Origin of the sequence: Streptomyces sp. NPDC002896 (assembly GCF_040295225.1) — a bacterium.
Lineage (GTDB): Bacteria > Actinomycetota > Actinomycetes > Streptomycetales > Streptomycetaceae > Streptomyces.
The window spans coordinates 1-20,332 of sequence record NZ_JBEOVA010000067.1; the positions used below are offsets into that span (position 1 = coordinate 1).

At 68.7% G+C, this 20,332-nt stretch carries 18 protein-coding genes and 2 pseudogenes; 10 read left to right on the forward strand and 10 right to left on the reverse strand.

The window, feature by feature from the left end; genetic code table 11:
- Nucleotides 1-83: 83 nt before the first annotated feature.
- Both ABT009_RS45790 and ABT009_RS45795 read right to left on the reverse strand, forming a co-directional pair.
- Complete coding sequence (locus ABT009_RS45790) at nucleotides 84-2,519, reverse strand: SpoIIE family protein phosphatase (RefSeq protein WP_351308875.1); 2,436 nt, start codon at nucleotides 2,517-2,519, stop codon at nucleotides 84-86.
- A 79-nt stretch (nucleotides 2,520-2,598) separates the two neighbouring features.
- Entirely contained in the window at nucleotides 2,599-5,070 is a 2,472-nt protein-coding gene (locus ABT009_RS45795; protein WP_351308878.1) for a SpoIIE family protein phosphatase, read from the reverse strand.
- A 288-nt stretch (nucleotides 5,071-5,358) separates the two neighbouring features.
- On the opposite strand from ABT009_RS45795, the gene ABT009_RS45800 reads away from it, so the two are divergent.
- The 3 genes from ABT009_RS45800 to ABT009_RS45810 all read left to right on the forward strand — a co-directional run bounded on the left by ABT009_RS45800 (nucleotide 5,359) and on the right by ABT009_RS45810 (nucleotide 6,967).
- Nucleotides 5,359-5,952, forward strand: coding sequence for a DUF2071 domain-containing protein (locus tag ABT009_RS45800; protein ID WP_351308925.1), 594 nt, complete (start codon nucleotides 5,359-5,361; stop codon nucleotides 5,950-5,952).
- A 22-nt stretch (nucleotides 5,953-5,974) separates the two neighbouring features.
- Nucleotides 5,975-6,199 carry a GAF domain-containing protein gene (locus ABT009_RS45805; RefSeq protein ID WP_351308881.1) on the forward strand — a complete coding sequence of 75 codons (225 nt, stop codon included), beginning with the start codon at nucleotides 5,975-5,977 and terminating at the stop codon, nucleotides 6,197-6,199.
- Between the two features lie 153 nt (nucleotides 6,200-6,352).
- Nucleotides 6,353-6,967: a sensor histidine kinase gene (locus ABT009_RS45810; protein WP_351308884.1), complete on the forward strand. Its 615-nt coding sequence runs from the start codon at nucleotides 6,353-6,355 to the stop codon at nucleotides 6,965-6,967.
- Nucleotides 6,968-7,095: 128 nt separating this feature from the next.
- On the opposite strand, the gene ABT009_RS45815 is transcribed toward ABT009_RS45810, so the two are convergent.
- The 4 genes from ABT009_RS45815 to ABT009_RS45830 form a co-directional block, all read right to left on the reverse strand.
- The gene (locus ABT009_RS45815; protein WP_351308887.1) at nucleotides 7,096-7,398 is read right to left on the reverse strand and encodes a hypothetical protein; all 303 of its coding nucleotides are present in this window, start codon (nucleotides 7,396-7,398) and stop codon (nucleotides 7,096-7,098) included.
- 96 nt (nucleotides 7,399-7,494) lie between these two features.
- The gene (locus tag ABT009_RS45820) at nucleotides 7,495-7,824 is read right to left on the reverse strand and encodes an NIPSNAP family protein (protein ID WP_351308890.1); all 330 of its coding nucleotides are present in this window, start codon (nucleotides 7,822-7,824) and stop codon (nucleotides 7,495-7,497) included.
- Nucleotides 7,825-7,894: 70 nt separating this feature from the next.
- Complete coding sequence (locus tag ABT009_RS45825) at nucleotides 7,895-8,314, reverse strand: SsgA family sporulation/cell division regulator (protein WP_351308893.1); 420 nt, start codon at nucleotides 8,312-8,314, stop codon at nucleotides 7,895-7,897.
- 27 nt (nucleotides 8,315-8,341) lie between these two features.
- Nucleotides 8,342-8,596 carry a hypothetical protein gene (locus ABT009_RS45830; protein ID WP_351308900.1) on the reverse strand — a complete coding sequence of 85 codons (255 nt, stop codon included), beginning with the start codon at nucleotides 8,594-8,596 and terminating at the stop codon, nucleotides 8,342-8,344.
- Nucleotides 8,597-9,104: 508 nt separating this feature from the next.
- On the opposite strand from ABT009_RS45830, the gene ABT009_RS45835 reads away from it, so the two are divergent.
- From ABT009_RS45835 to ABT009_RS45845, 3 genes are read left to right on the forward strand one after another with little or no spacing between them, the layout of a single operon-like run.
- Nucleotides 9,105-9,314 (forward strand): ferredoxin, encoded by a 210-nt coding sequence (locus ABT009_RS45835; RefSeq protein ID WP_010982020.1) that lies wholly within the window; start codon nucleotides 9,105-9,107, stop codon nucleotides 9,312-9,314.
- Entirely contained in the window at nucleotides 9,304-10,659 is a 1,356-nt protein-coding gene (locus ABT009_RS45840; protein WP_351308904.1) for an NAD(P)/FAD-dependent oxidoreductase, read from the forward strand. Before ABT009_RS45835 ends, ABT009_RS45840 begins: the two co-directional genes overlap by 11 nt.
- Before the next feature lie 43 nt (nucleotides 10,660-10,702).
- Nucleotides 10,703-11,890: a cytochrome P450 gene (locus ABT009_RS45845; protein ID WP_351308907.1), complete on the forward strand. Its 1,188-nt coding sequence runs from the start codon at nucleotides 10,703-10,705 to the stop codon at nucleotides 11,888-11,890.
- A gap of 113 nt (nucleotides 11,891-12,003) precedes the next feature.
- Here the strand turns inward: ABT009_RS45845 and ABT009_RS45850 are convergent, their stop codons facing one another.
- Nucleotides 12,004-12,639, reverse strand: a complete 636-nt coding sequence (locus tag ABT009_RS45850) for a TetR/AcrR family transcriptional regulator (RefSeq protein WP_351308910.1) — start codon at nucleotides 12,637-12,639, stop codon at nucleotides 12,004-12,006.
- A 330-nt stretch (nucleotides 12,640-12,969) separates the two neighbouring features.
- Here ABT009_RS45850 and ABT009_RS45855 point away from each other — a divergent pair, with 330 nt between their 5' ends.
- Both ABT009_RS45855 and ABT009_RS45860 read left to right on the forward strand, forming a co-directional pair.
- Nucleotides 12,970-13,722: a TetR/AcrR family transcriptional regulator gene (locus ABT009_RS45855; protein WP_351308913.1), complete on the forward strand. Its 753-nt coding sequence runs from the start codon at nucleotides 12,970-12,972 to the stop codon at nucleotides 13,720-13,722.
- Nucleotides 13,719-14,180 (forward strand): annotated as a pseudogene (locus ABT009_RS45860) (alpha/beta fold hydrolase); the annotation flags it as partial. The gene ABT009_RS45855 and the pseudogene ABT009_RS45860, both read left to right, overlap by 4 nt.
- A gap of 60 nt (nucleotides 14,181-14,240) precedes the next feature.
- Here ABT009_RS45860 and ABT009_RS45865 read toward each other — a convergent pair.
- The 3 genes and pseudogenes from ABT009_RS45865 to ABT009_RS45875 form a co-directional block, all read right to left on the reverse strand.
- Nucleotides 14,241-14,767 (reverse strand): annotated as a pseudogene (locus ABT009_RS45865) (glycoside hydrolase family 15 protein); the annotation flags it as partial.
- Between the two features lie 190 nt (nucleotides 14,768-14,957).
- Nucleotides 14,958-15,614, reverse strand: coding sequence for a TetR/AcrR family transcriptional regulator (locus ABT009_RS45870; RefSeq protein ID WP_351308916.1), 657 nt, complete (start codon nucleotides 15,612-15,614; stop codon nucleotides 14,958-14,960).
- Nucleotides 15,615-15,666: 52 nt separating this feature from the next.
- A complete protein-coding gene (locus tag ABT009_RS45875; RefSeq protein ID WP_351308919.1) occupies nucleotides 15,667-15,870 on the reverse strand; it encodes a hypothetical protein in 204 nt (67 codons plus the stop codon).
- Between the two features lie 621 nt (nucleotides 15,871-16,491).
- Here ABT009_RS45875 and ABT009_RS45880 point away from each other — a divergent pair.
- On the forward strand, nucleotides 16,492-19,713 hold the full coding sequence (locus tag ABT009_RS45880; protein WP_351308922.1) for a bifunctional cytochrome P450/NADPH--P450 reductase: 3,222 nt from the start codon (nucleotides 16,492-16,494) through the stop codon (nucleotides 19,711-19,713).
- Between the two features lie 98 nt (nucleotides 19,714-19,811).
- The coding region (locus ABT009_RS45885) for an alcohol dehydrogenase catalytic domain-containing protein (RefSeq protein WP_351308929.1) at nucleotides 19,812-20,332 on the forward strand (521 nt) is incomplete at its 3' end.

A 20,332-nucleotide genomic window follows, 5' to 3' on the forward strand; every position in this document is an offset into this window, starting at 1 on the left:
CCGAACCTCCATCAGACTGCCCGATCAAACAAGATCACCAAGGTCGGTCACCGAATCCGCCAACAAAGTCCTTCAGGGCCGGGTCAAGTTGACGGGGAATCCTGGATGGCTTGCTCGGACCAGATCGTCTTGCCGTTCTGGCCATGGCGGCAGCCCCATCGTCCGCCGAGTTGAGCGACGAGGAACAGGCCGCGGCCTCCCTCGTCGGTTGTGCGGGCACGCCGCAGGCGGGGTTGGGTGCTGCTGGAGTCGGTGACCTCGCACACCAGGACGTTGTGGCGAATCAGACGGAGGTCCATCGGCGGACGACCGTAGCGGATGGCGTTGGTAACCAGTTCGCTGACGATGAGTTCGGTGGTGAAGAGGAGGTCGTCCAGGCCCCACATGGTGAGTTGGCGGGTTATCCACTCTCGGGCCTTGGAGACGGCGGCAGGGTCGGCAGGGATTTCCCAGTGAGCGGTGTTCTCCGCTGGGACGGCGCGGGTGCGGGCCAGGAGCAGCGTCGCGTCGTCGCGCGGCGCTTGGTCTGTCAGGTCGGCGAGGAGAGCCCGGCCGGTTTCGTCCAGAGCGCGATCCGGACGGCAGTACGCGGCGAGGGCTTCCGTCAGGCGCTGCAGGCCTTGGTCGATGTCGCGGTCGCGCTGTTCGACCAGGCCGTCGGTGTAGAGGGCGAGGACGCTGCCCGGCTCGAGGTCGATCATGGTGCTCTCGTACGGCATGCCGCTGAGGGCGAGTGGTGGCCCCGGGGAGATCCCGACTGCTTCGGCGGTCCCGTCGGGCCGGAGCAGGACGGGTGGCGGGTGCCCGGCACTGGCTATGGCGCAGCGCCTGGTGACCGGGTCGTAGACCGCGTACAGGCATGTGGCGCCGACGATGTCGTGGTCGCCGGGTGGGGCTTCGGCCGCGAGGCGCTGGACCAGGTCCGCGATCCGGGTGAGCAACTCGTCCGGTTCGAGTTCCAGGTCCGCGAGCGTCTGGATGGCGGTGCGCAGGCGGCCCATGGTGACGCTTGCGGGCATGCCGTGCCCGATGACGTCCCCGGCGACCAGGGCCAGTCGGAGAGAGGGTAGTGAAATGGCGTCGTACCAGTCGCCGCTGATTTCGGCTCCGCCACCTGCGGGCAGGTAGGCGCTGGCGGTCTCGGCTGCCGGAGTGTCGGTCGTGGCCGGGGGAAGGAGGAGGAGCTGCAGCGCTACGGCTGCCCTGTGCTCGCGTGTGTAGCGGCGGGCGTTGTCGATGGCGAGCGCGCCCCGTGAGGCGATCTGCTTCATGAGATCCGCCTCGTCCTCGGTGAAGGGGTCGGATCGGCCGCAGCGCCAGGCCGATATGGCGCCGAGCGTGAGCCCGCGGGCATGCAACGGTGCCACCATCACCGAATGGGCGTCCTTCGGGACGAGATACTCGACCAGCTGCGGGTCGCCGACCATGGCGATGAAGTCGTCAAGGCTGAAGACGACTGTCTCGCCGCGTCGGAAGCTGCGCAGGAGGGGGTGGTCGGGAAAGGGCGGGACGGGGTCGCCGCGCTTGATGCCGGCCGGCCACACTGCTGCGGCCGGCGCAAGGGCCGCGTTGCCCATCTCCCCACCGCCCGGCTGCTTCGCGGGTTCTTCCCCGTCGAAAACGGAGTGCGCAAGGTCGACTGCGGCGAGATCCCCGAACGCGGGTACGAGAACGTCCGCAAGGGCCTGCGCAGTGCGCACGACATCCAGGGATCCTCCCACCCGCTCGGCCACCTCGCGGGCGAGATCCAGATGACGGCGGGCACGATGGTCGGCGCTGTCGATGTACAGGGCTGCGACCCCCGTGGGGCGTCCTCGCACGTCCTCCAGACGAAAGGCGGACAGCGACAGCGTGTGCCGCCGCGCCGGATCGTGCCGCCAGCTCACTTGCTGGTTTCTGCGGACCACCGGGACACCCGTTTCGAGCACCTGGCGCAGCACTGCCTCGAGGCTGTCGGCGTCCTCGGTGCACAGCACGTCGCACAGTCGGGTGCCGGGCTGTACCGGACGGCCGTCGGGAGGGTCCGGCGTGGCGTTCGTCTGCACAGTGGTGAGATCCGTGTCGTGCAGAGCGATCGTGATCCGGTCTTGTGCGGACAGTGCGCGCAGGAGCGCTGCGCCCTGCTCGTGGTCGGCGACGTGGTGTGTAGGCGCCACCAGGACGAGGACTTCCGCCGAGCCCTCCACCTTTGTGGTCCGGAAAGTGACATCGATGGTGACGCCGCACTGGTGCCACAGCCGCACCCGGCCGGATTCCGGCATCTCCGTGGCGCCGCGCAAGTCGTGCGGGAGGTCGGCCACCAGTTCCTGCACGGGGCGGCCGCAGACCTCCTCGGCGCGGAACCCCGTCAGGTCCTCTGCTGTCCCGGTCCACCCCACCACCGCGCCTCGATCGTCGAGCACGGCGGCTGCCAGACAGTCGAAGGCGTACAACCTGCCGCTGGGAACGGAAACGGGGATGCCCGTCGATCCTTGGGAGGCGCCTGCCGAGTAGGCGTTCTTGGCATTCTCTATGTCCATCTTTGGCTTCCTTACGAGGGCCTGCGGCTCGAGAGATCGGCATGCTGTGGCGGCCGTCGGCCGCCCGGTCGGCAGCGCGTCACACCGCAACGGCTTTGGAGGGCAGGTCTTGTTCGGCCCAGACGACCTTGCCGTCCGTTGCGGAGCGGGAGCCCCACCTGCGGGACAACTGAGCGACGAGGGAAAGACCGCGGCCGTTCTCGTCGATGATGTGGGGATGACGGGGGCGTGGGTGGCTGGTGTTGCTGTCGGAGACTTCGCAAGTCAAGACCTCGTGCTGGATGAGCCGTAGGCGGAACGGCCCGCCGCCGTAGCGGACGGCGTTGGTGACCAGTTCACTGACGACCAGCTCCATGGTGGTCACCAGATGCTCAAGCCCCCATTCGCTGAGCTGACGGGCGGCTGCCTGCCGGGCGATGCGGACGGCGGCCGGCTCGTTCGGCAGTTCCCAGGAGGCGACCTGGGCCGGTTCGAGTCCGCGAGTCCGCGCAAGGAGCAAGGTGACATCGTCGGCCGGGGCCTGAGTCGGCAAGGTCTCGATCACCTGAGAGCACAGGTCTTCCAGGGACGAACCGGTCTCTGCCAGGACGGCGCCCAGGCGATCCAGGCCCACGTCGATGTCGTCGTCGCGGGACTCGACCAGGCCGTCGGTGTAGAGCGCGAGGACACTTCCCTCGGGCAGTTCCATGTCCGTGGACTCGAAGGGGACCATCCCGAGGCCGAGGCCGAGCGGGGCTCCGGCGGGCAGGTCGGGGAAGGTGACATGGCCCTGCGGGTCGATGATCGCGGGCGGGGGGTGCCCGGCCCGCGCCAGCGAGCACCGCCGGGCGACCGGGTCGTAGACGGCGTACAGACAGGTGGCGCCCACCACCGCAGGCGCCGTGTCCTGGGTTTCGGCGTCTTCCTCGTTCTCATCGTTCAGCCGCCGGACCGTGTCATCGAGGTGCGCCAGCAGTTCGTGTGGAGGCAATTCCAGGTCGGCGAGCGTGCGGACGGCGGTGCGCAATCGGCCCATGGTCGCGGCGGCGTTGATGCCGTGTCCGACCACATCTCCGACGACGAGGGCCACCCGGGCGCCGGACAGCTTGATCACGTCGAACCAGTCGCCCCCCACGCCGTGGTCCATGTCAGCCGGCACGTAGCGCGAGGCCACATCGACGGCGGCGCCGCCTCCCACATGGTGGGGGAGCAGGTCGCGTTGGAGCGTGAGGGCCGCGGTGCGTTGGCGAGCGTATTGGAGAGCGTTGTCCAGGCTGAGCGCGGCCCGGGTGACGAGCTCCTCGGCGAGGAGGAGGTCGTCTTCCTGGAACGGCGTCGGCTCCTTGGAGCGGCCGAACAACGCCAGTCCCAGCACACAGCGCCGCGCACGGATGGGTACGACCATCAAAGAGTGGACGCCGCTGTCACGGACCTTCTGCGTCCGCACCGGGTCTTGGGCGACCCAGGGGCCTGAATGGGTGTCCAGCACCGGTTCCAGGTAAGACCTGCCCGTGCGCAGGGCGGTGTCGAACAGCGAGTTCGGGAAGGGGTGGATCACCTCTTCGCGCACCCACGGCAACTCCAGGAGACCCAGGTCGATGGAGGCCAGACCGGCACGGCGCATCAGAGGAGGGCGGCCGCTCGCCTTGCCGATCCCTGCCGAGGGATCCACGCCGAACGGAACCGACTCCACCAGGTCGACGAGTGCGTGGTCGGCCAGCAGGGGCACGGCAAGGTCGGCCAGTTCCTGCCCGGTCTGCATGACATCGAGGGTGCTGCCGATGCGCGTGCTGGCTTCGCTGAGGATGGCAAGGCGCTCGCGCGCCCGCCGGTTGCCGGTGACGTCCACGGACATGGAGCACACTGCCCGTGCCGTGCCGTCCGCGTCCTGGAGGCAGAAGAACGAGGCCGAGAACGCGTGCTCCCGGTGCCGGTCCGCTGACGACCACGCCCGGTACTCGTGGACCATGGTGGTGCCGCTCTCCAGTACCTGCCGCATCACCACCTCGAGCGCTTCGGCCTCGACGGCGGGCAGTGAGTCCTGCAGGCGGCGTCCGAACCGTCGCTCACGAGGAGTGCCGTCGTGGCGCTCCATGACGTCGTTGACCCAGGTGCAACGCAGCTGCGGGTCATAGACGGCGATGCCGATCGGTGCGTGAGCCAGGAGCGACTCCCGCACAGCTCCGTTGGACGCCCCCGAGGACAAGGTGCCTATGTCGGTCACGGACACCAGCCACCGGGTGGCGGCGTCCTGCCCCCACAGCAGCGAGATCCGCAGCGTCATGTTGATGGCGTGGCCGTCGCGGTGGCGGACCGTCACGGTGTCGGACCAGCCATCCAGGGCACGGCACTGCTCGGCGTAGGCCAAGGCTTTGAGTGCGTCGTCGGGGGACGGCAGCACATGTGCGGCGGACCGGCCCACCACTTCTCCGGCCGAGTACCCGACAAGCTGCTCAGCGGCGTGCGTCCACCCCACCACGATCCCCTCCGCATCGATCATCGCTATTGCCGCATCAGGTATCTCTCGGGGGCTCACCGGCTCGGCGAGTGGCGTGTGGTCGGTCATCGTCATCCGGTCTTCCCATCGGTGCGGAGGTATGAGACAGCGTCGGCATGTGCGGCGTCGGCCCGATCTGTAGCCGTGGCGGAACGGTGATGGCCGGGGCTGAGGATCGCCCCGGCGGGGCCGGGCCGCGCCGGGCGTGCGATGTAGCGCACAACCTCGCCGACGGTTGAGCGGTCCACCGGCGCGACATCTGCCAACTTTGGACGACTTTGTCCACTTCTGATGAAATAGTCAGATACGACCGCTTCATCGTCAAGTCCCCGAATTGATTAAATCGCCAGATGTGACCGTGCGCTGTCACATCACGCACCCGAGCAGCTGGTCGTGGACGAGTACGAGGGCGCTGCCTGGGTGGGGCTCACTCCCTTCGTCACGGCGGACGTGCGCCCTCCCGCCGTACCCGCCTTCCTGCCTGGCCTGCCGACGTCCGCGGAAACCAACCTGCGGACTTACGTACGGCACCCGCACGGGCTGGACGGGTTGTGGTTCCTGTCCCTGGGGATCGCCTGCCTGCTGATGCTGGGCGTATGGAAACTCAGCGGTAGGGACGCGGTGCGCGTTTCCGGACGAGGGGGCCGCACACCGCGTCTTCACCGTGCCGGATCAGCGGCCGCCGTAACCGCCGTGGCCACCGTCGTAACCGCCGCTGTTACCGCCATAACCACCGTCGCGGTAACCACTGTCGTGGCCGCCGTAGTCGGCGTACCTGCCCCACCCGTGCGCCGGGGCGCGACCCTGGTCGCCCGGTCGGCTCCGCCCTCGGCGGTCTTCGAGGCGGTCACCCGTGAGGTCGGCCTGCTGCTCTGCGGCGCCGATCTGGCCCGTATGGAGCGCTATGAGTCGGACGGGGCTCTGCGGCGCCGATCTGGCCCGTATGGAGCGCTATGAGTCGGACGGGACCGTGACCGGCGTGGCCGCCTGGAGTCAGAGCAAGGGGCAGACTCCCCTGATCGTCGGTACGCGCTTCGACCTCGACGGGTTGAGCATCGCCCGCGAGGTCCGGCGCAGCGGCGGCCCGGCCTGGATCCAGAACTTCGCGGGCGCGACACGAGTGATCGCGCAGGAGGCACGAGCAGCCGGTATCCGCTCGTCAGTCGGCTGCCCGATCATGGTTGCCGGACGCCTGTGGGGGTGATCGCCGCGTCGAAGAAGAGCGACCAGCCCTTCCCAGTGAACACGGAAGCGCAGATCAGCAGCTTCACCGAGCTCGTCGCGACCGCCGTCGAGAACGCCGAAGCCCGTGCCGAGCTGACCGCCTCACGCGCGCATCGTCAGCGCCGGCGACGAGATGCGCAGGCGCATCGAGCGCGACCTTCACGACGGCGTCCAGCAACGGCTGGTCTCGCTGATGCTGCTGCTGGCTGCGGCGCAGGCGAGAGTACCGCCTGAGCTGGACGAACTCCGGGTGAGCCTGCAGTACGTCACCGCCAGGCTGGAGGATGCGCTGGACGAGCTGCGTGAGATGGCGCGGGGCATCCACCCCTCGATCCTCACCCAAGGGGGTCTTGTTCCCGCGCTGAAGGTGCTCGCCCGCCGTTCACTCCTGCCGGTCGATCTCATGGTGCACACCGAGGGCACTGAGCTTCCCATGAACATCCAGGTCAGCGCTTACTACATCGTGTGCGAGGCCCTGACCAACGCGATCAAGCATGCGCAGGCATCCACCGTGACAGTCCTCAAGGCCAATGACGAGGTGCTGGACCTGTCCATCCAGGACGACGGCAACGGCGGTGCCGACTTCGCCCGCGGCACCGGTCTCGTGGGTATCAAGGACCGCGTGGCGACGCTCGGGGGCAGGATCTCTGTCGACAGTCCGCATGGGGCAGGAACCGCCCTGCGTGCGGAGCTCCCGCTCTTCGAGAACGGCCGCGTTTCCGCCGAGCCCGCCCAAGTCGGGGACTGAAATCCCCGGGCAGCTGCAGGCGCTGACGTACCAGGCAGAGCGCGGTGCTGCCATGACCGACCACTTCCCGTGGCGCGCCTCCCTGGCGTGGGACGGCACCGGTCCGCGAGAGAGCCGCGGAAACCGTCTCACCGACAGAGAGGACCCAGTGCGTCTGCCGCGCCTCCCCTACCCGGAAGACCGGCGCGAAAGGCGGACTCACCCGCCGCATGATCGTCGCCAGCAGCTTTCCTCGTGCTCCTCATCGGCTCGGCCTTCGCTGTCCTGCTCCACTCGGTCGCGACCTGCGCGGCACCCAGCGACTTGCCCCGAAGTCCGCGGAACTGCTCATCGCGGCCAACCAGGTAGAGCGCCGTGTGCTGGATCTCGAGAGGGACCTGCGCGACTATGCCCTCTGCAACCGTCCCCCCGACCTCGCCGATCTCGTCCATGCCCGTTGCCTCCGGCGCGGGCCTTGACGGAGTTGTGCGGCGTGCTGACACGACCGAGAAGGTCGCCGCAACAGGTTTCGAGCGGTTCCGTACCTGTCACCGCAAGGGTGAGTCAGCGGTGGGCGTCAGCACGGACTCGGCGACGCCGACGATCTGGCTGATGTCGAAGCCCTCCATGTCCGCGCGGAATTCGGGGCTGGACAGGTACGCCTCCAGCCGCTCCTGAACGTCGTCGGCGTCCCGGTAGGAGACGAGGGCGTACAGCCGGGGCACCTCACTCCCGGGAGCTGCGGGCCCCGTCCAGACGCCGTGTGTGGCGATCCTGTGCTTGGCCATACCGGGAATGTGCTTGGACCAGATGTTCTTGTAGGCGACGAGCGCCTCAGGGCTGCGCAGTGTGTAGACACGAAGCTGGTACTGGGACATGAACTCTCTTTCCTTCTCTTCTGTGGCCGGGACAAAGATCCCCAGTGGCACGGCGGTTGGGAGGCTTCTCTCAGCCTTTTGCAAACAAGTTCGCCAGTTCGAGGTCCCAGTCGATGCGTCCGGACTCGGTACCCCGTGGCACCAGCGCCTCCGTGTTCTCCAGGAAGGCCTTGACGTCCTGCACCGGAACCTCGAGCAAGGCGGTGCCCGCGGGAGACCCGAGGACGATGTACATCGCTTGGTCACCACGGCCGGCGGCCGGCCAGACCCGGATGTCCCCACAGCCTGCGGAACCCGTCAGGCCATCGGCCAGAAGATCACGCCCCAGGACCCATTCGGCCGGCTCGTCAGTGTCGGTGAAAAAAGCGGCACGGACGACATAGGGATCAGTGGGCTCGTACCGCAGGCTCATGCACATGGACAGCGAGTAGGTGCGCGAGATGACAAGCTGCACGGCCACCCCCTGCATGACGGTCTTCAAAGACTCCATCGACTTTCACTCCTGCCTGGGCGGCGGTCAGCGACCGCTGATCTCATCCCGGCCGTCGTAGTGCCAGCCACGGATCTCGTCCCAGGAGTAGCCCAGTTCGAGCAGGTAGCCGACACCGTGGTCCCAGCGGTAGTCGCCGGCGTTGACGCTGACGGCCGGGCGCTTGACGTGCGCGGATGCAGAAGTTTCGGCCGAAGCGGTGCTCCCGGCACCTAGAACAGCGACACTCGCGACCGCCACGGAGGAAGCGGTGACGGCAAGGCGCCTCGTGAGTTTCTTCATGATCTTTCCTTCCTGATTGGTGCGATCTGCACCATCGGCTGCATGTAGGCGGCGTGCGGCGCCTGGCGCGGTCCGAGCAAACTCTTCCATACGGCGTATGGAAGTGCCCTCCCAGGATTACCATACGACGTATGGAACTGTCGAGGCGGCGAAAATGGCCCGCACAGCCGGCAGCGGCATGAACAGCTCGACGTCCTCGCCGAGACCGCGTCGGCCGCCTGACGAAGTCCGCCTGGCCTTCGAGAAGATGCTCGCCTGCATCGACCATCTCCGGCTCTACGCCGAGGAGATCAGCCACACCGCGAGCAACTGGGCTGCAATTCCCGGGCGTTCATCCACCTTTCCCTCATCGGCGCGGCCTTCGGACTCGACCACGCCCTGGGCTGAGCCGTCGCGCTGGGCGGACGAGCTGCCCGGGATTTCCGTCTCCGGAGCCGTGGCGTGCGGGCGCCCAAGGCCAGCCCCATGCTGGAAACAAGGGGGTGAGACAACGGAGGGAGTGGTGGGGATGCAGACCGTTGTGGATCTCACGCGCTGCCAGGGCTATGCGCAATGCGTGTTCCTCGCGCCGGAGGTGTTTCAGCTGCACGGGGAGGAGGGGCTGCTGTACGCCACGGCCGTCCCCGACGACCAGGTCGAGCGTGTGCGCCAGGCCGCGGCGGCGTGCCCGGTGCAGGCGATCCTCCTCGGTGAGGAGGTGAGCGCCGGTGCCCGGTGACGTCAAGGACGGCCGTATCGTCATCGTCGGCGCGTCGCTGGCGGGGCTCAGGGCCGCGGAGGCGCTGCGCGAGGAGGGCTTCACCGGCTCACTGACCGTGGTCGGGGACGAGCCCCACCCGCCCTACGACCGGCCGCCGCTGTCCAAGCAGGTGCTGCTCGGCCAGGCGACGGCGGACACCACCGGGCTGCCGATGCGCCAGGACCCGAACGCCGATTGGCGGCTGGGCGTGCGCGCCACCGGCGTGGACCTGCTCGGGAAACAGGTGCTGCTGGAGGACGGCGAGTCACTGCCGTACGACCGGCTGCTGATCGCCACCGGGACCCGCGCGCGGCCCTGGCCCAACCCGGAGGAAGCCGCCCTGGACGGGGTGTTCACCCTGCGCACCCGCGAGGACGCCGGGGGACTGGCCCAGCGGCTGGCCGCCGGGCCGGACCGAGTGCTGGTGATCGGCGGCGGCTTCACGGGCTCGGAGATCGCCTCGGCCTGCCGGGAACGGGGACTGGAGGTCACGGTCGCCGAACGCGGCCCCGCACCCCTGGTGGGCGCGCTCGGTGGCACCCTGTCGAAGCTCGCGGCCGTCATGCAGCGCAACCACGGCGTGGACCTGCGCACCGGGGTGACGGTCACCGCCCTGCGCGGGAACGGCAGCTTCACCGGTGCAGAGCTGTCCGACGGCAGCCGCGTCGACGCCGACGTCTGCGTCGTGGCGCTGGGCGCGGTACGCAACGTCGAATGGCTGGCGGAGTCCGGGCTGGCGGCGGGCCCGCGCGGGATCGCCTGCGACGCCGGATGCCGGGCCTTCAACATGTACGGAATCGTCACCGACGACGTCTTCGTGGCCGGTGACGTCTCCCGCTTCCCCCACCCGCTGTTCGGCTACCAGATGCTCTCCCTGGAACACTGGGGAAACGCGGTCGAGCAGGCCGAGGTGGCGGCACACAACATGGTCAATCCGGGGCCCCTGCAGCGCCCGCACCTGGCCGTCCCGTCGTTCTGGTCGACCCAGTTCGGGCTCAACATCAAATCGGTGGGCGTGCCCACGTACTCCGACCACGTGGTCATCGCTCAGGGCTCCCTGGAGGCGCGCCGTCTGGCAATGGTCTACGGCTACCAGGGACGGGTCACCGCCGCCGTCACCGTCGACATGGCCAAGTCGCTCGACTACTACCGGCACCTGATCGAGACGGCTGCTCCGTTCCCGCCCCCGCCCGGCGCCCAGGACCGTGCGATCGCGGCCGACATCGCGATTCCATCCGACGTGCCGGATCCGAAGGGGCTGTCTCACGGTCCCACTGTCGCGCTCACCGGTCACCTTCCCGATCGACGGCTGATGGTGGTGTAGCCCACGGACTGACCCACGTCCCGCACAACCACGAGGAGCCACGATGGCCTCCGAGACCTTGCTGGCACGGATCACCGACTACGTCAGTCGCCCCAACCCCTACCCGCTGTACGCGGAACTCCGCGAGGCCGGTCCCGTGGTGCGGCAGGCAGACGGCAGCTACCTGGTCGGCACCTACCACGAGATCGCGGCTCTGCTCCACGACCCGCGGATGAGTGTCGACCCCCGCAGCCGTGGCGAAGTGACACACAAGCCGCCGTTCCTGCGGCTCGACGACCCGGAGCACCACAGGCTGCGCACCCTCGCCATGCGGCCCTTCGGCCCGCCGCACAGCCCGGGCCGGGTCGATGCCATGCGCGGCGAGATCGACCGGATCACCAAGGAACTGATGGAGTCCTTCGAGGCGGGCCGGCAGATCGACGTCGTCGACGATTTCGCCTACCCGCTGCCCGTCACGGTGATCTGCCGCCTGCTCGGCGTACCGCGCGAGGACGAGCCGCTGTTCCGGGCCTGGTCCGACGCTCTGGTCGCAGCCGCCGACGTCAGGCCCGAAGAGGACACCACCGAGGCGGACAAGGCGGGCGACCAGGCGCGCATCGAGATGGGCGGGTACCTGGTGAACCTCGCCGAACAGCGCCGTGGCAAGCCGAGCGACGACATGCTCTCCGCCTTCGTCAACGAGCCGGACCCGGCCCTGCGGCTCACCCAGGAGGAACTCGCGGAAACCGCCGTGCTGCTCCTCATCGCGGGACACGAGACCACGGTCAACCTGATCACCAACGGGGTGCTCACCCTGCTGCGCCACCCCGAGCACCTGGACCAGCTGCGCCGCGACCCCGACCTGCTGCCGCGAGCGGTGGAGGAACTGCTGCGCTACGAACCTCCGGTCCACATGCGTGAGCGCATCCCGCTCGCCGACATCGACGTCGCCGGTACGCCGATCGCCCAAGGTACCCCCGTCGTTCTGGTGCTGGCCTCGGGCAACCGCGACCCCAGGCGGTTCCACGATCCCGACCGGTTCGACCCCACCCGCCCGGACAACGAGCACCTCGGCTTCGGCAGCGGCATCCACGTCTGCTACGGCGCACCCCTCGCCCGCATCGAAGCCCAGGCCGCACTGGGCGCGCTGCTTCCCCACCACCTCGGCACGGCACGCCTGGTCCAGGACCCGCCGCCCTACCGGCAGAACGCCATGCTCCGCGGGCCGCGCCACCTGCCCATCCAACTCTGAGGTGGGGGGCGGCGACAGCAGGCGAGAGAGACCAGCCACCCCGGTACATCACGCAGGCCGCGGGAACCGGTGCGCAGCCGGCGCCGGTCGGCCGGTGCGCGACAGGATCCTCTTCAGGCTGCAGCGGGAAGGGGCCGCCGGGCGAGGTCTCGGGCCTCATCCGGGGAGAGGCCGAGCATGTGCAGGATCATCTCGGCCACTGTGCCTGCGGCCTGGTCGCTGTCGGCCTCGGGCTGGTTGCACCACAGCTCCAGGAGCGCCAGCAGGCTGCCGTTCAGCACGGTCAGGGCGATCACCGGGTCGACCACGGCGAACCGGCCTGCGGCCATGCCCTGCTCCACGTCGCGCTTCGCGCGCGGAGCCAGCCCGTCGCCGGCGCATATCCGACCGAGCTGGCTGTGGCACAGAATCTGCATGATCTCCGGGTGTGACTCGGCCATGCGCGCGCTGAGCCGCACGCCCCCGGCGAGGCGCTCGGCGGGATCATCGACGCCATGCAGGAGTTCGTCGACGGCTTGCGCGTACTCCTCCAGTGCATCGGCCACGGCCGCGTCGAACAGGTCCGGCTTGCCGGTGAAGTGGTTGTAAAAGGAGCCGAGGCCCACGTCCGCGCGCTCCGCGATGGCATGAATGCTGGCGTTGGCGCCACCGGGCTCGGCCAGGATCTGCCGCGCGGAGCGGACGAGTGCCTGGCGGGTCTCGGCACGACGGCGTTCGAATCGGTTCCTGCGTGGAGCTGGCATCGGCATGCTCCTGAATAAGAGCAGCATTTCTGATGAATTCATCATTGCACTGCCTGCCTCGACTGTCCACCCTGGCCCACCAATCCCGAGCAGCGCCTCAACCGCCTTCGGCGGGAAAGGATCAGTGGGCGAACGTCTGCGTCGCCTCCACAACGCCGGCAGCCGCGCACCCGCTGCTCCGCTCCATACGCCATCACGGGCGGCGAGTCCCCCTCGCCCGGCCGCCGGAACGCACGGGCCCACCCGGGCAAGACATTTCCATACGTCGTATGGCTTGATAGCATACGTCGTATGGAAAGAGCGAAGCGTACCCCTAGAGGTACTCGGAAGAGGGATGTGCCTCTGACCGAGGCAGGGATCTGCACCTCCGCCCTGCGGCTCATCGACGCGGACGGGGTCGAGGCGCTCACGATGCGCAAACTCGCCGCCGCGCTGGACGCGAACCCGATGTCGCTGTATCACCACGTGCCGAACAAGGAAGCATTGCTGGGTGGCGTGGCGAGAATGGTCGGCGCCCGGTTCCGCACCGTGACACTGGAGGGCGCTCCCTGGGAGGAGCGCATGCGCCTGCTCGCCACGGATTTCCGGACGCTGGCCCACCGCCATCCCAATCTCATGGCCTACTCGTTCAGCCAGCCGGACTTCATCCAGCCCGAAGATCCCTTCTGGGTCGAGCTCACTGCCGTACTGGACGCCGCAGGGGTGCCGCAGTCGGAGATCCCGCAGGTCGCTGCGCTCGTGTGCGCCGTCGTCGTCGGCGTGATAATCGCCGAGCTCAACGGCGCGCTCCACCGGTGGTCGAACCTCCAGCCCACCACACCCGCCTCCGGCGAGGACGGGCCGACGAACGCGGGCTCTGGCGAGGACCGGATGTTCCGCCTGGTGCTGGACACGATCATCAGCGGCCTGGAAAGCCGGCTCACAGCCGATGACGCCGGTGGGCGCGACGGCCAGCCCCCGCAGAACTCCTTGAGCGCCTCCGGACGTATCCCCCGTCAACTCCGCCCACCGACGGCACGCTGCGAAGGAGAGCCCACGGGGAACGCCGCCTCGGACCTGGCGGCCGGTTTCGACCCGAAAGAGCAGTGACGGCCAAAAGTTGGGACCTGCCCGGCTTCGGCACGCCCAGGCCGCGCGGCTTCGGCTCCACCAAAGAGGAGTACGTCGATTGGCTCATCGAACGGCTGGAGCGGGTGGGCGAGCCGGTGGACCTGGTCGGCCATGACTGCGGCTGCATCCTCACCGCGCGCGTCGCTTCCCTGCGGCCGGACCTCGTTCGTACGTGGGCCGGCAGCAGCGCTCCGGTCAGTGCCGAGTACGTCTGGCATCCGCTGGCCAAGATCTGGCAGGACCCGGTCGAGGGCGACCGGTTCATGGACGAACTCGACCCGGCGTCCTTCGCCAAGGATCTGGTGGAGAACTTCGATCTCCCGGCTGAGGTGGCCGATGACATGGTCCTGCGTGTAGACGGGACCATGAGGGACAGCATCCTCAAGCTGTACCGTTCCGCCGGCACGGTGGGTACGGAGTGGGAGCCGGAATTGGCGAACGTGTCTGCGCCGTGCTTGGTCCTCTGGGGATGCTCGACCCTGCCTGTCCGGTCGAGTTCGCCGGAAAGCTCGGCGGAGCGGTGCGAGCCTCGCGCGTCGTCGAGCTGGACTCTCGACGTACCAGAAGGAGCAGATGGAGAACGTGCCTTCGTCGCCTTCGAGGCCGTCGGGGCTTGCCTCGGGGTCGTAGCGCCAGACCAGGGAGTCGGAGACGAGTTCGTTGCCGAGAGCATCGAGGGTGGACAGCCAGACGGGATCGGTGGGGGAGACGAACTTGGTCAGCGGCATCATCAGCACCGCCGCGTCCAGTACGTCGCCCTCCTCGTGCTGGACGAAGGCCTGCCGGGTGGGCGACCAGCCCTTGTCCATGATCCGCCAGTAGATCCGGTCCCGGACCGGACCCCACCGGCCGAGTTCGGCGGGTAGGCCGCGGTGCAGGGCCGTGCGGATGGCGCGTTCGATGGCCACCCAGCACATCAGCCGGGCATATCGAGTTGCAGCTGGGTGACCGCGCCGTTGCCGACCCGCACGGGCGCCGAGCCCCGATAGCCCTTCAGGTGGGGCAGCTCGCGTTCGGGCAGCTCGGCCCAAAGCCGTGCTCAGCGATCGGCAGGTACCGGGCTGACGTGTGCTGTGTCGGCGCTCCGGACATCCCAGCGGCCTCTCTATGCTCCTGCCTCCACTATGGTCCTTCGCTATCGCGGCGGCATCAGGTCGGCCCGACGGGGGTGCCGCCGGACCGCGCACAGCCCCCCACGGCGCCGTTCCCTTTCGTCACGCCCCCTCGCGGACTCGTGCGACATGGTGCTCCACTCCAGCGACCGCGGCGTCCAGCGCGGAGTTGAACATTGTGTCGATCACGTCCTTGGAGGGCGGGGGCGTGTCTTCCCCGTCGGGGCCAGACGGCGCCGGCGGCAGGGTGGCCCACCGCTGCAGTGCCCCGTTCATTTCGCCGAGCAGCAGACCCGTGAACACACCGACCAGGGTCGCGGCGACGCGCGGAATCTCCTCCTCGGGCAGTTTCGCGGCGGCCAGGATGTCGATCAGTGCCTGCCAGAAGGGGTCCTCCGGCTGCACGTAGTCGGGGCGCGTGAAGGAATACCCCATCAGTTTCGGGTGACGGTACGACAGTTCGCGGAATTCCCGGGCCAGTTCACGCAGCCGGTCCTGCCAGGGGACGTCTTCCCGCTCCCCAGTGCTGAACTGCGAACCGACCCGGTGGGCCACGCCGCGCAGCACGGCGTCCTTGTTCGGCACGTGGTGGTACAGCGACATCGGGTTCGCATCGAGCGCGGCCGCGAGTTTGCGCATGGTGAGCGCTTCGACCCCGTCGGCGTCGATGAGCTGCAACGCCATGGCGTAGATGCCGTCCTTGGTGAGCGGTACGTCCCTCTTTCTCGTGCCCCGAGGGGGCTTCCGTTCAGTTGCCATACGGTGTATGGTAGCAGGCTCGGCAGCAATGCGGAGGGCGGTGGCGCCGTTTTCAGTCCTCCGTTCCTCCGCCGTCGTGGAAGCGCGGCTGGTTACGGGGGCTGTGCGCGCTGGTGGGCGGCGCCGACTGGCCGCGGGGGCGGACGGACCCGGACTGGTGGCCTTGGGGGCCGACGAGGTCGCCAAGGCGCGCCTTGAACAGGAAAAGGCTCGGCTGGAAGCCGCGCTCGAGGAGTGCGGCATGGCGCTCGAACATCGGCTTCAGCGCACTGCCGACTGACGCGTGCAGGCGTAGAACCAGGCGAGACGTGTCGGCCGCTCCCACTCCCCGGCGTGCTCGCCTGCGGCAGCAGATCGCACGTACGCCCTGCCGGGGAGACCCTGGCAAGCCCGCCTTGCCCGCTCTCACGGACTGATGCCGGACCGACCGAGCGCGCATAGAGACGGAGAGACGCCGCCGCGAGGCGGCGCACGCGCCTGTTTCTCCGGCGCTGCCGTCAGCCGCCAGTGCGCATGGGTGCAGACCAGACCTCCGCGATGCGTGCTGGCAGGCAGGGGGATTGGCTGCTCACCGGGACGTCGCCGCGGCCGCCGTCGCGGATCGTCGGTGTTCTCCACGGGTCGCACCCCCTCGCCTCCTCCGGCCGGGAGCGCTCGGAAGCGCCTGATCTTGAGGTGACCCCCTTGCGCGAGCGGCGCCGTCCCTGATGAGTCGAACATTCCTGTTTCTCGACCCCGGGGGCCTGCCGCTTGAGTTTCCATACGACGTATGGTTATCTCAAAGCGTACGACGTATGGAAACCGGGGTGCTGCCGTACCGGCGCCCCGCCATACCGAATGGCGCCCTTGCCCGCCTTTCCCCTTAAAGGAGCCAGCCATGACCACACAGCCTGAGACCGACCTGCGGCCCATCCGGTCCCCGCGCGGGGTCCCGATCCTCGGCCACACGCCGCAGATCCCCAGCACCAACCCGGTCGCCTACTTCGGTGAACTGTCCAAGCAGTTCCCCGAGGGCATCTACGGCATGGACATCGCCGGCATCGAGCAGGTCTTCGTCTCCGACCCGGACCTGGTGGCCGAGGTCTGCGACGAGACGCGGTTCTTCAAGCAGATCGACAAGACGCCGCTGGCCCATGTCCGGGACTACGCGGGAGCCGGCCTGTTCACGGCCCACCAGCACGAAGAGGAATGGGGCATGGCGCACCGGATCCTCCTCCCGGCCTTCAGCCAGCGGGCCATGAAGAACTACTTCGGGCAGATGCTGGAGATCGCCCAGAACCTGGTGGGCAAGTGGGAGGGCAAGGAGGGTCAGCCGGTCAAGATCACCGACGACTACACCCGGCTGACCCTGGACACCATCGCCCTGACGGGGTTCGGCTACCGGTTCGACTCCTTCGCCAAGGAGGAGCTGCACCCCTTCCTCAACGCGCTGCTGGAGGCGCTGGTGGAGTCGCTGCGGCGCTCGCAGGAGCTGCCGATGATGACCAAGCTCCGCAAGGCCGACGACAAGAAGTACCGCGCGAACATCCAGCTGATGCAGGACCTGGTCGAGAGCGTGATCAAGGAGCGCCGTCAGGGCAAGAGCAGTGGTGAGGACGATCTGCTGGGTCTGATGCTGGAGGCCACCGACCCGGAGACCGGCAAGCGGCTGGACGACGACAACGTCCGTGACCAGGTGGTGACGTTCCTGATCGCCGGTCACGAGACCACCAGTGGTCTGCTGTCGTTCGCCACGTACTCGCTGATGCGCAACCCGCACATCCTGGCCCAGGCCTACGCCGAGGTGGACCGGCTGCTGCCGGGCGACACCGTGCCGGACTACGACACGATCATGAAGATGGATGTGATCCCGCGGATCCTGGAGGAGACCCTGCGCCTGTGGGCTCCCATCCCGTTGATCGGCAAGTCCCCGCTGGAGGACACCGTCATCGGCGGCTGCTACGAGCTGAAGAAGGGAGCGCGGGTCAACATCCTCGAGGGCCCGCTGCACACCCACCCCAAGGCGTGGGAGCGGCCGGAGGAGTTCGACATCGACCGGTGGCTGCCGGAGAACCGGGTCAACCACCACCCGCACGCCTACAAGCCGTTCGGCAACGGCGTACGTGCCTGCATCGGCCGGCAGTTCGCGCTCACCGAGGCGCGTCTGGCCCTGGCGCTGGTGCTGCAGAAGTTCAAGTTCTCCGACACCAGCGACTACAAGATGGACGTCAAGGAGGCTTTGACGCGCAAGCCCGGCGGCTTCGAACTGAACGTGCGGTCCCGTCAGGAGCACGAGCGGTCCGTCTTCGGCGCCGTGGACCTGCAGACCGACGACACGCGGGCGCAGGCCGCGGTCAGTGGTGTCGGGGTGAACCTGACCGTCGCCTATGGCTCCAGCCTGGGTTCCTCGGAGGACCTGGCGCGCACGATCGCCGACCGCGGTGAGCGTTCAGGGTTCGGTACCACCTTGGTCGGTCTGGACGAGCTGGGCGACAACCTGCCCACCGAGGGCCTGCTGGTGGTCGTGGCCTCCAGCTACAACGGCAAGGCCCCGGACAACGCGCAGCGTTTCGACGACCTGCTCGCCGCCGGACTCCCGGAGGGTTCGCTGTCGAACGTGCGGTTCGCGCTGCTGGGGGCCGGCAACACCCAGTGGGTGGCCACCTATCAGGCCTTCCCCAAGCGGATCGAGGAAGGCCTGCTGACGGCCGGTGCCACCCCCGTCGTCGAGCGGGGCATCGCGGATGCTGCCGGTGACTTCGACGGTATGGCCTCCCGCTGGATGGACACCCTGTGGACCACGCTGGCCGAGGAGTACGCCGCCGACACCTCCGAGGCGAGCGGGCCGCGCTTCGAGGTGCAGCTGCTCACCGAGGCCGACGTGCGCCCGGCGATCGTCTCCGAGCAGGCCTACCCGCTGACCGTGGTGGCCAACGAGGAACTCGTGGCCGACGCCACCGGGCTGTGGGACTTCAGCATCGAGCCGCCGCGCCCGTCCGCGAAGTCCATCACCATCGAGCTGCCCGAGGGTGTCACCTACGACACCGGCAACCACCTGGCCGTCTTCGCCAAGAACGAGGCGGCCCTGGTCGACCGCGCTCTGGCGGGGCTCGGCGTCGACCGCGATCAGGTGCTGCGGCTGGACCAGCCGTCCGGCGGCCGCACCCACCTGCCGGTGGGTAGCCCCGTCACCGCAGGGCTGCTGTTCACCGAGTTCTTGGAGCTGCAGGACGTGGCCACCCGCAGCCAGGTGCGCATCCTGGCCGAGCACACCCAGTGCCCGTGGACCCGGCCGCAGCTGGAGGCGTACGCGGCCGACACCGAGGAGGCCGAGAAGCGCTACCAGGAGGAGATCCTGAACAAGCGTGTCTCGGTGCTGGGTCTGCTGGAGCGCTTCCCGGCGGTCGAGCTGCCGCTGGCAGTGTTCCTGGACATGATGGGCCCGATCCGTCCCCGCTTCTACTCCATCTCCTCCGCCCCGCTGGCCAACCCGCGCCACGTGCGGCTGACCGTGGGTCTGCTGGAGGGCCCGGCTCTGTCCGGCGACGGCCAGTACCGCGGTACCTGCTCGTCCTACATCGCGCGTCTGGAGCCGGGAGATGTCTTCTACGGCTATGTGCGTGTGCCTTCCCCGACCTTCGCGCCGCCAGCCGACCCGGCCACGCCGCTGATCCTCATCGGTCCGGGCACCGGCATCGCACCGCTGCGCGGCTTCCTGGAGGAGCGGGCCTGGCAGCACGCGAACGGCACGAAGGTGGGCCTGTCGCAGGTCTTCGTCGGCTGCCGCCACCCGGAGCACGACTACTTCTACCGGCAGGAGATGCAGGACTGGGAGCAGGCCGGGATCGCCCAGGTGCACACCGCCTTCTCTGCGGTGGCCGGTCACCCGGCCCGGTTCGTGCAGAACGCCATCGCAGGCGCCGCCGACACGGTGTGGCAGGCCATCGAAGACGGCGCGTACATCTACGTCTGCGGTGACGGCCGACGCATGGCACCAGCCGTGCGAGAGGCGCTCGCCGCCATCTACCGCAAGCACACCGGCAGCGACGACGAGGCCGCCCAGCAGTGGCTGGCCCAGCTGGAAGCGGACGAGCGCTACCAGCAGGACGTCTTCGCCTGACCCTCAGACGCCGGGAGCGTGCGGCGGTCCTGACACCCCGCACCCTCCCGGCCACCACCTAACACGACTAACACCACTGCATGAAGACAGGTATCACTATGGACACCATGCTCGCCGGACGCTTCCACGTGGACAGCAAGAAGTTCGCCGTGGAGGAGGTCCCCGTACCCGTGCCCGGCCCGGGCGAGGTACTCATTGAGGTCAAGGCCGCGGGCGTCTGCCTGTCAGACGTCCACCTGCTCGACGGCTCGCTCCCCCCGCTCTTCCTGGACTCCGACGTGGTCACCGTGGGCCACGAGGTCTCCGGTGTGATACACACCCTCGGCCCCGGCCTCAAGCGCAGTCTGACCGTCGGCACCCGCGTCACCCTGGAGGCCGGCAAGAGCTGCGGCCGGTGCGATGGCTGCGCACGCCGCCGCCCCTGCAGCCAGGTCCGTACCGCCGGCATCGACTACGACGGCGGCTGGGCCCAGTACATGGTCACCCCCGAGGAGACCGTCGTCCCCATCCCCGACAGCCTCCCGTTCGACCAGGCCGCGATCATCCCCGACGCGGTCTCCACCCCCTACGCCGCCGTCGTCGCCACCGCGGGCGTCCGTCCCGCACAGTCCGTCGGCAT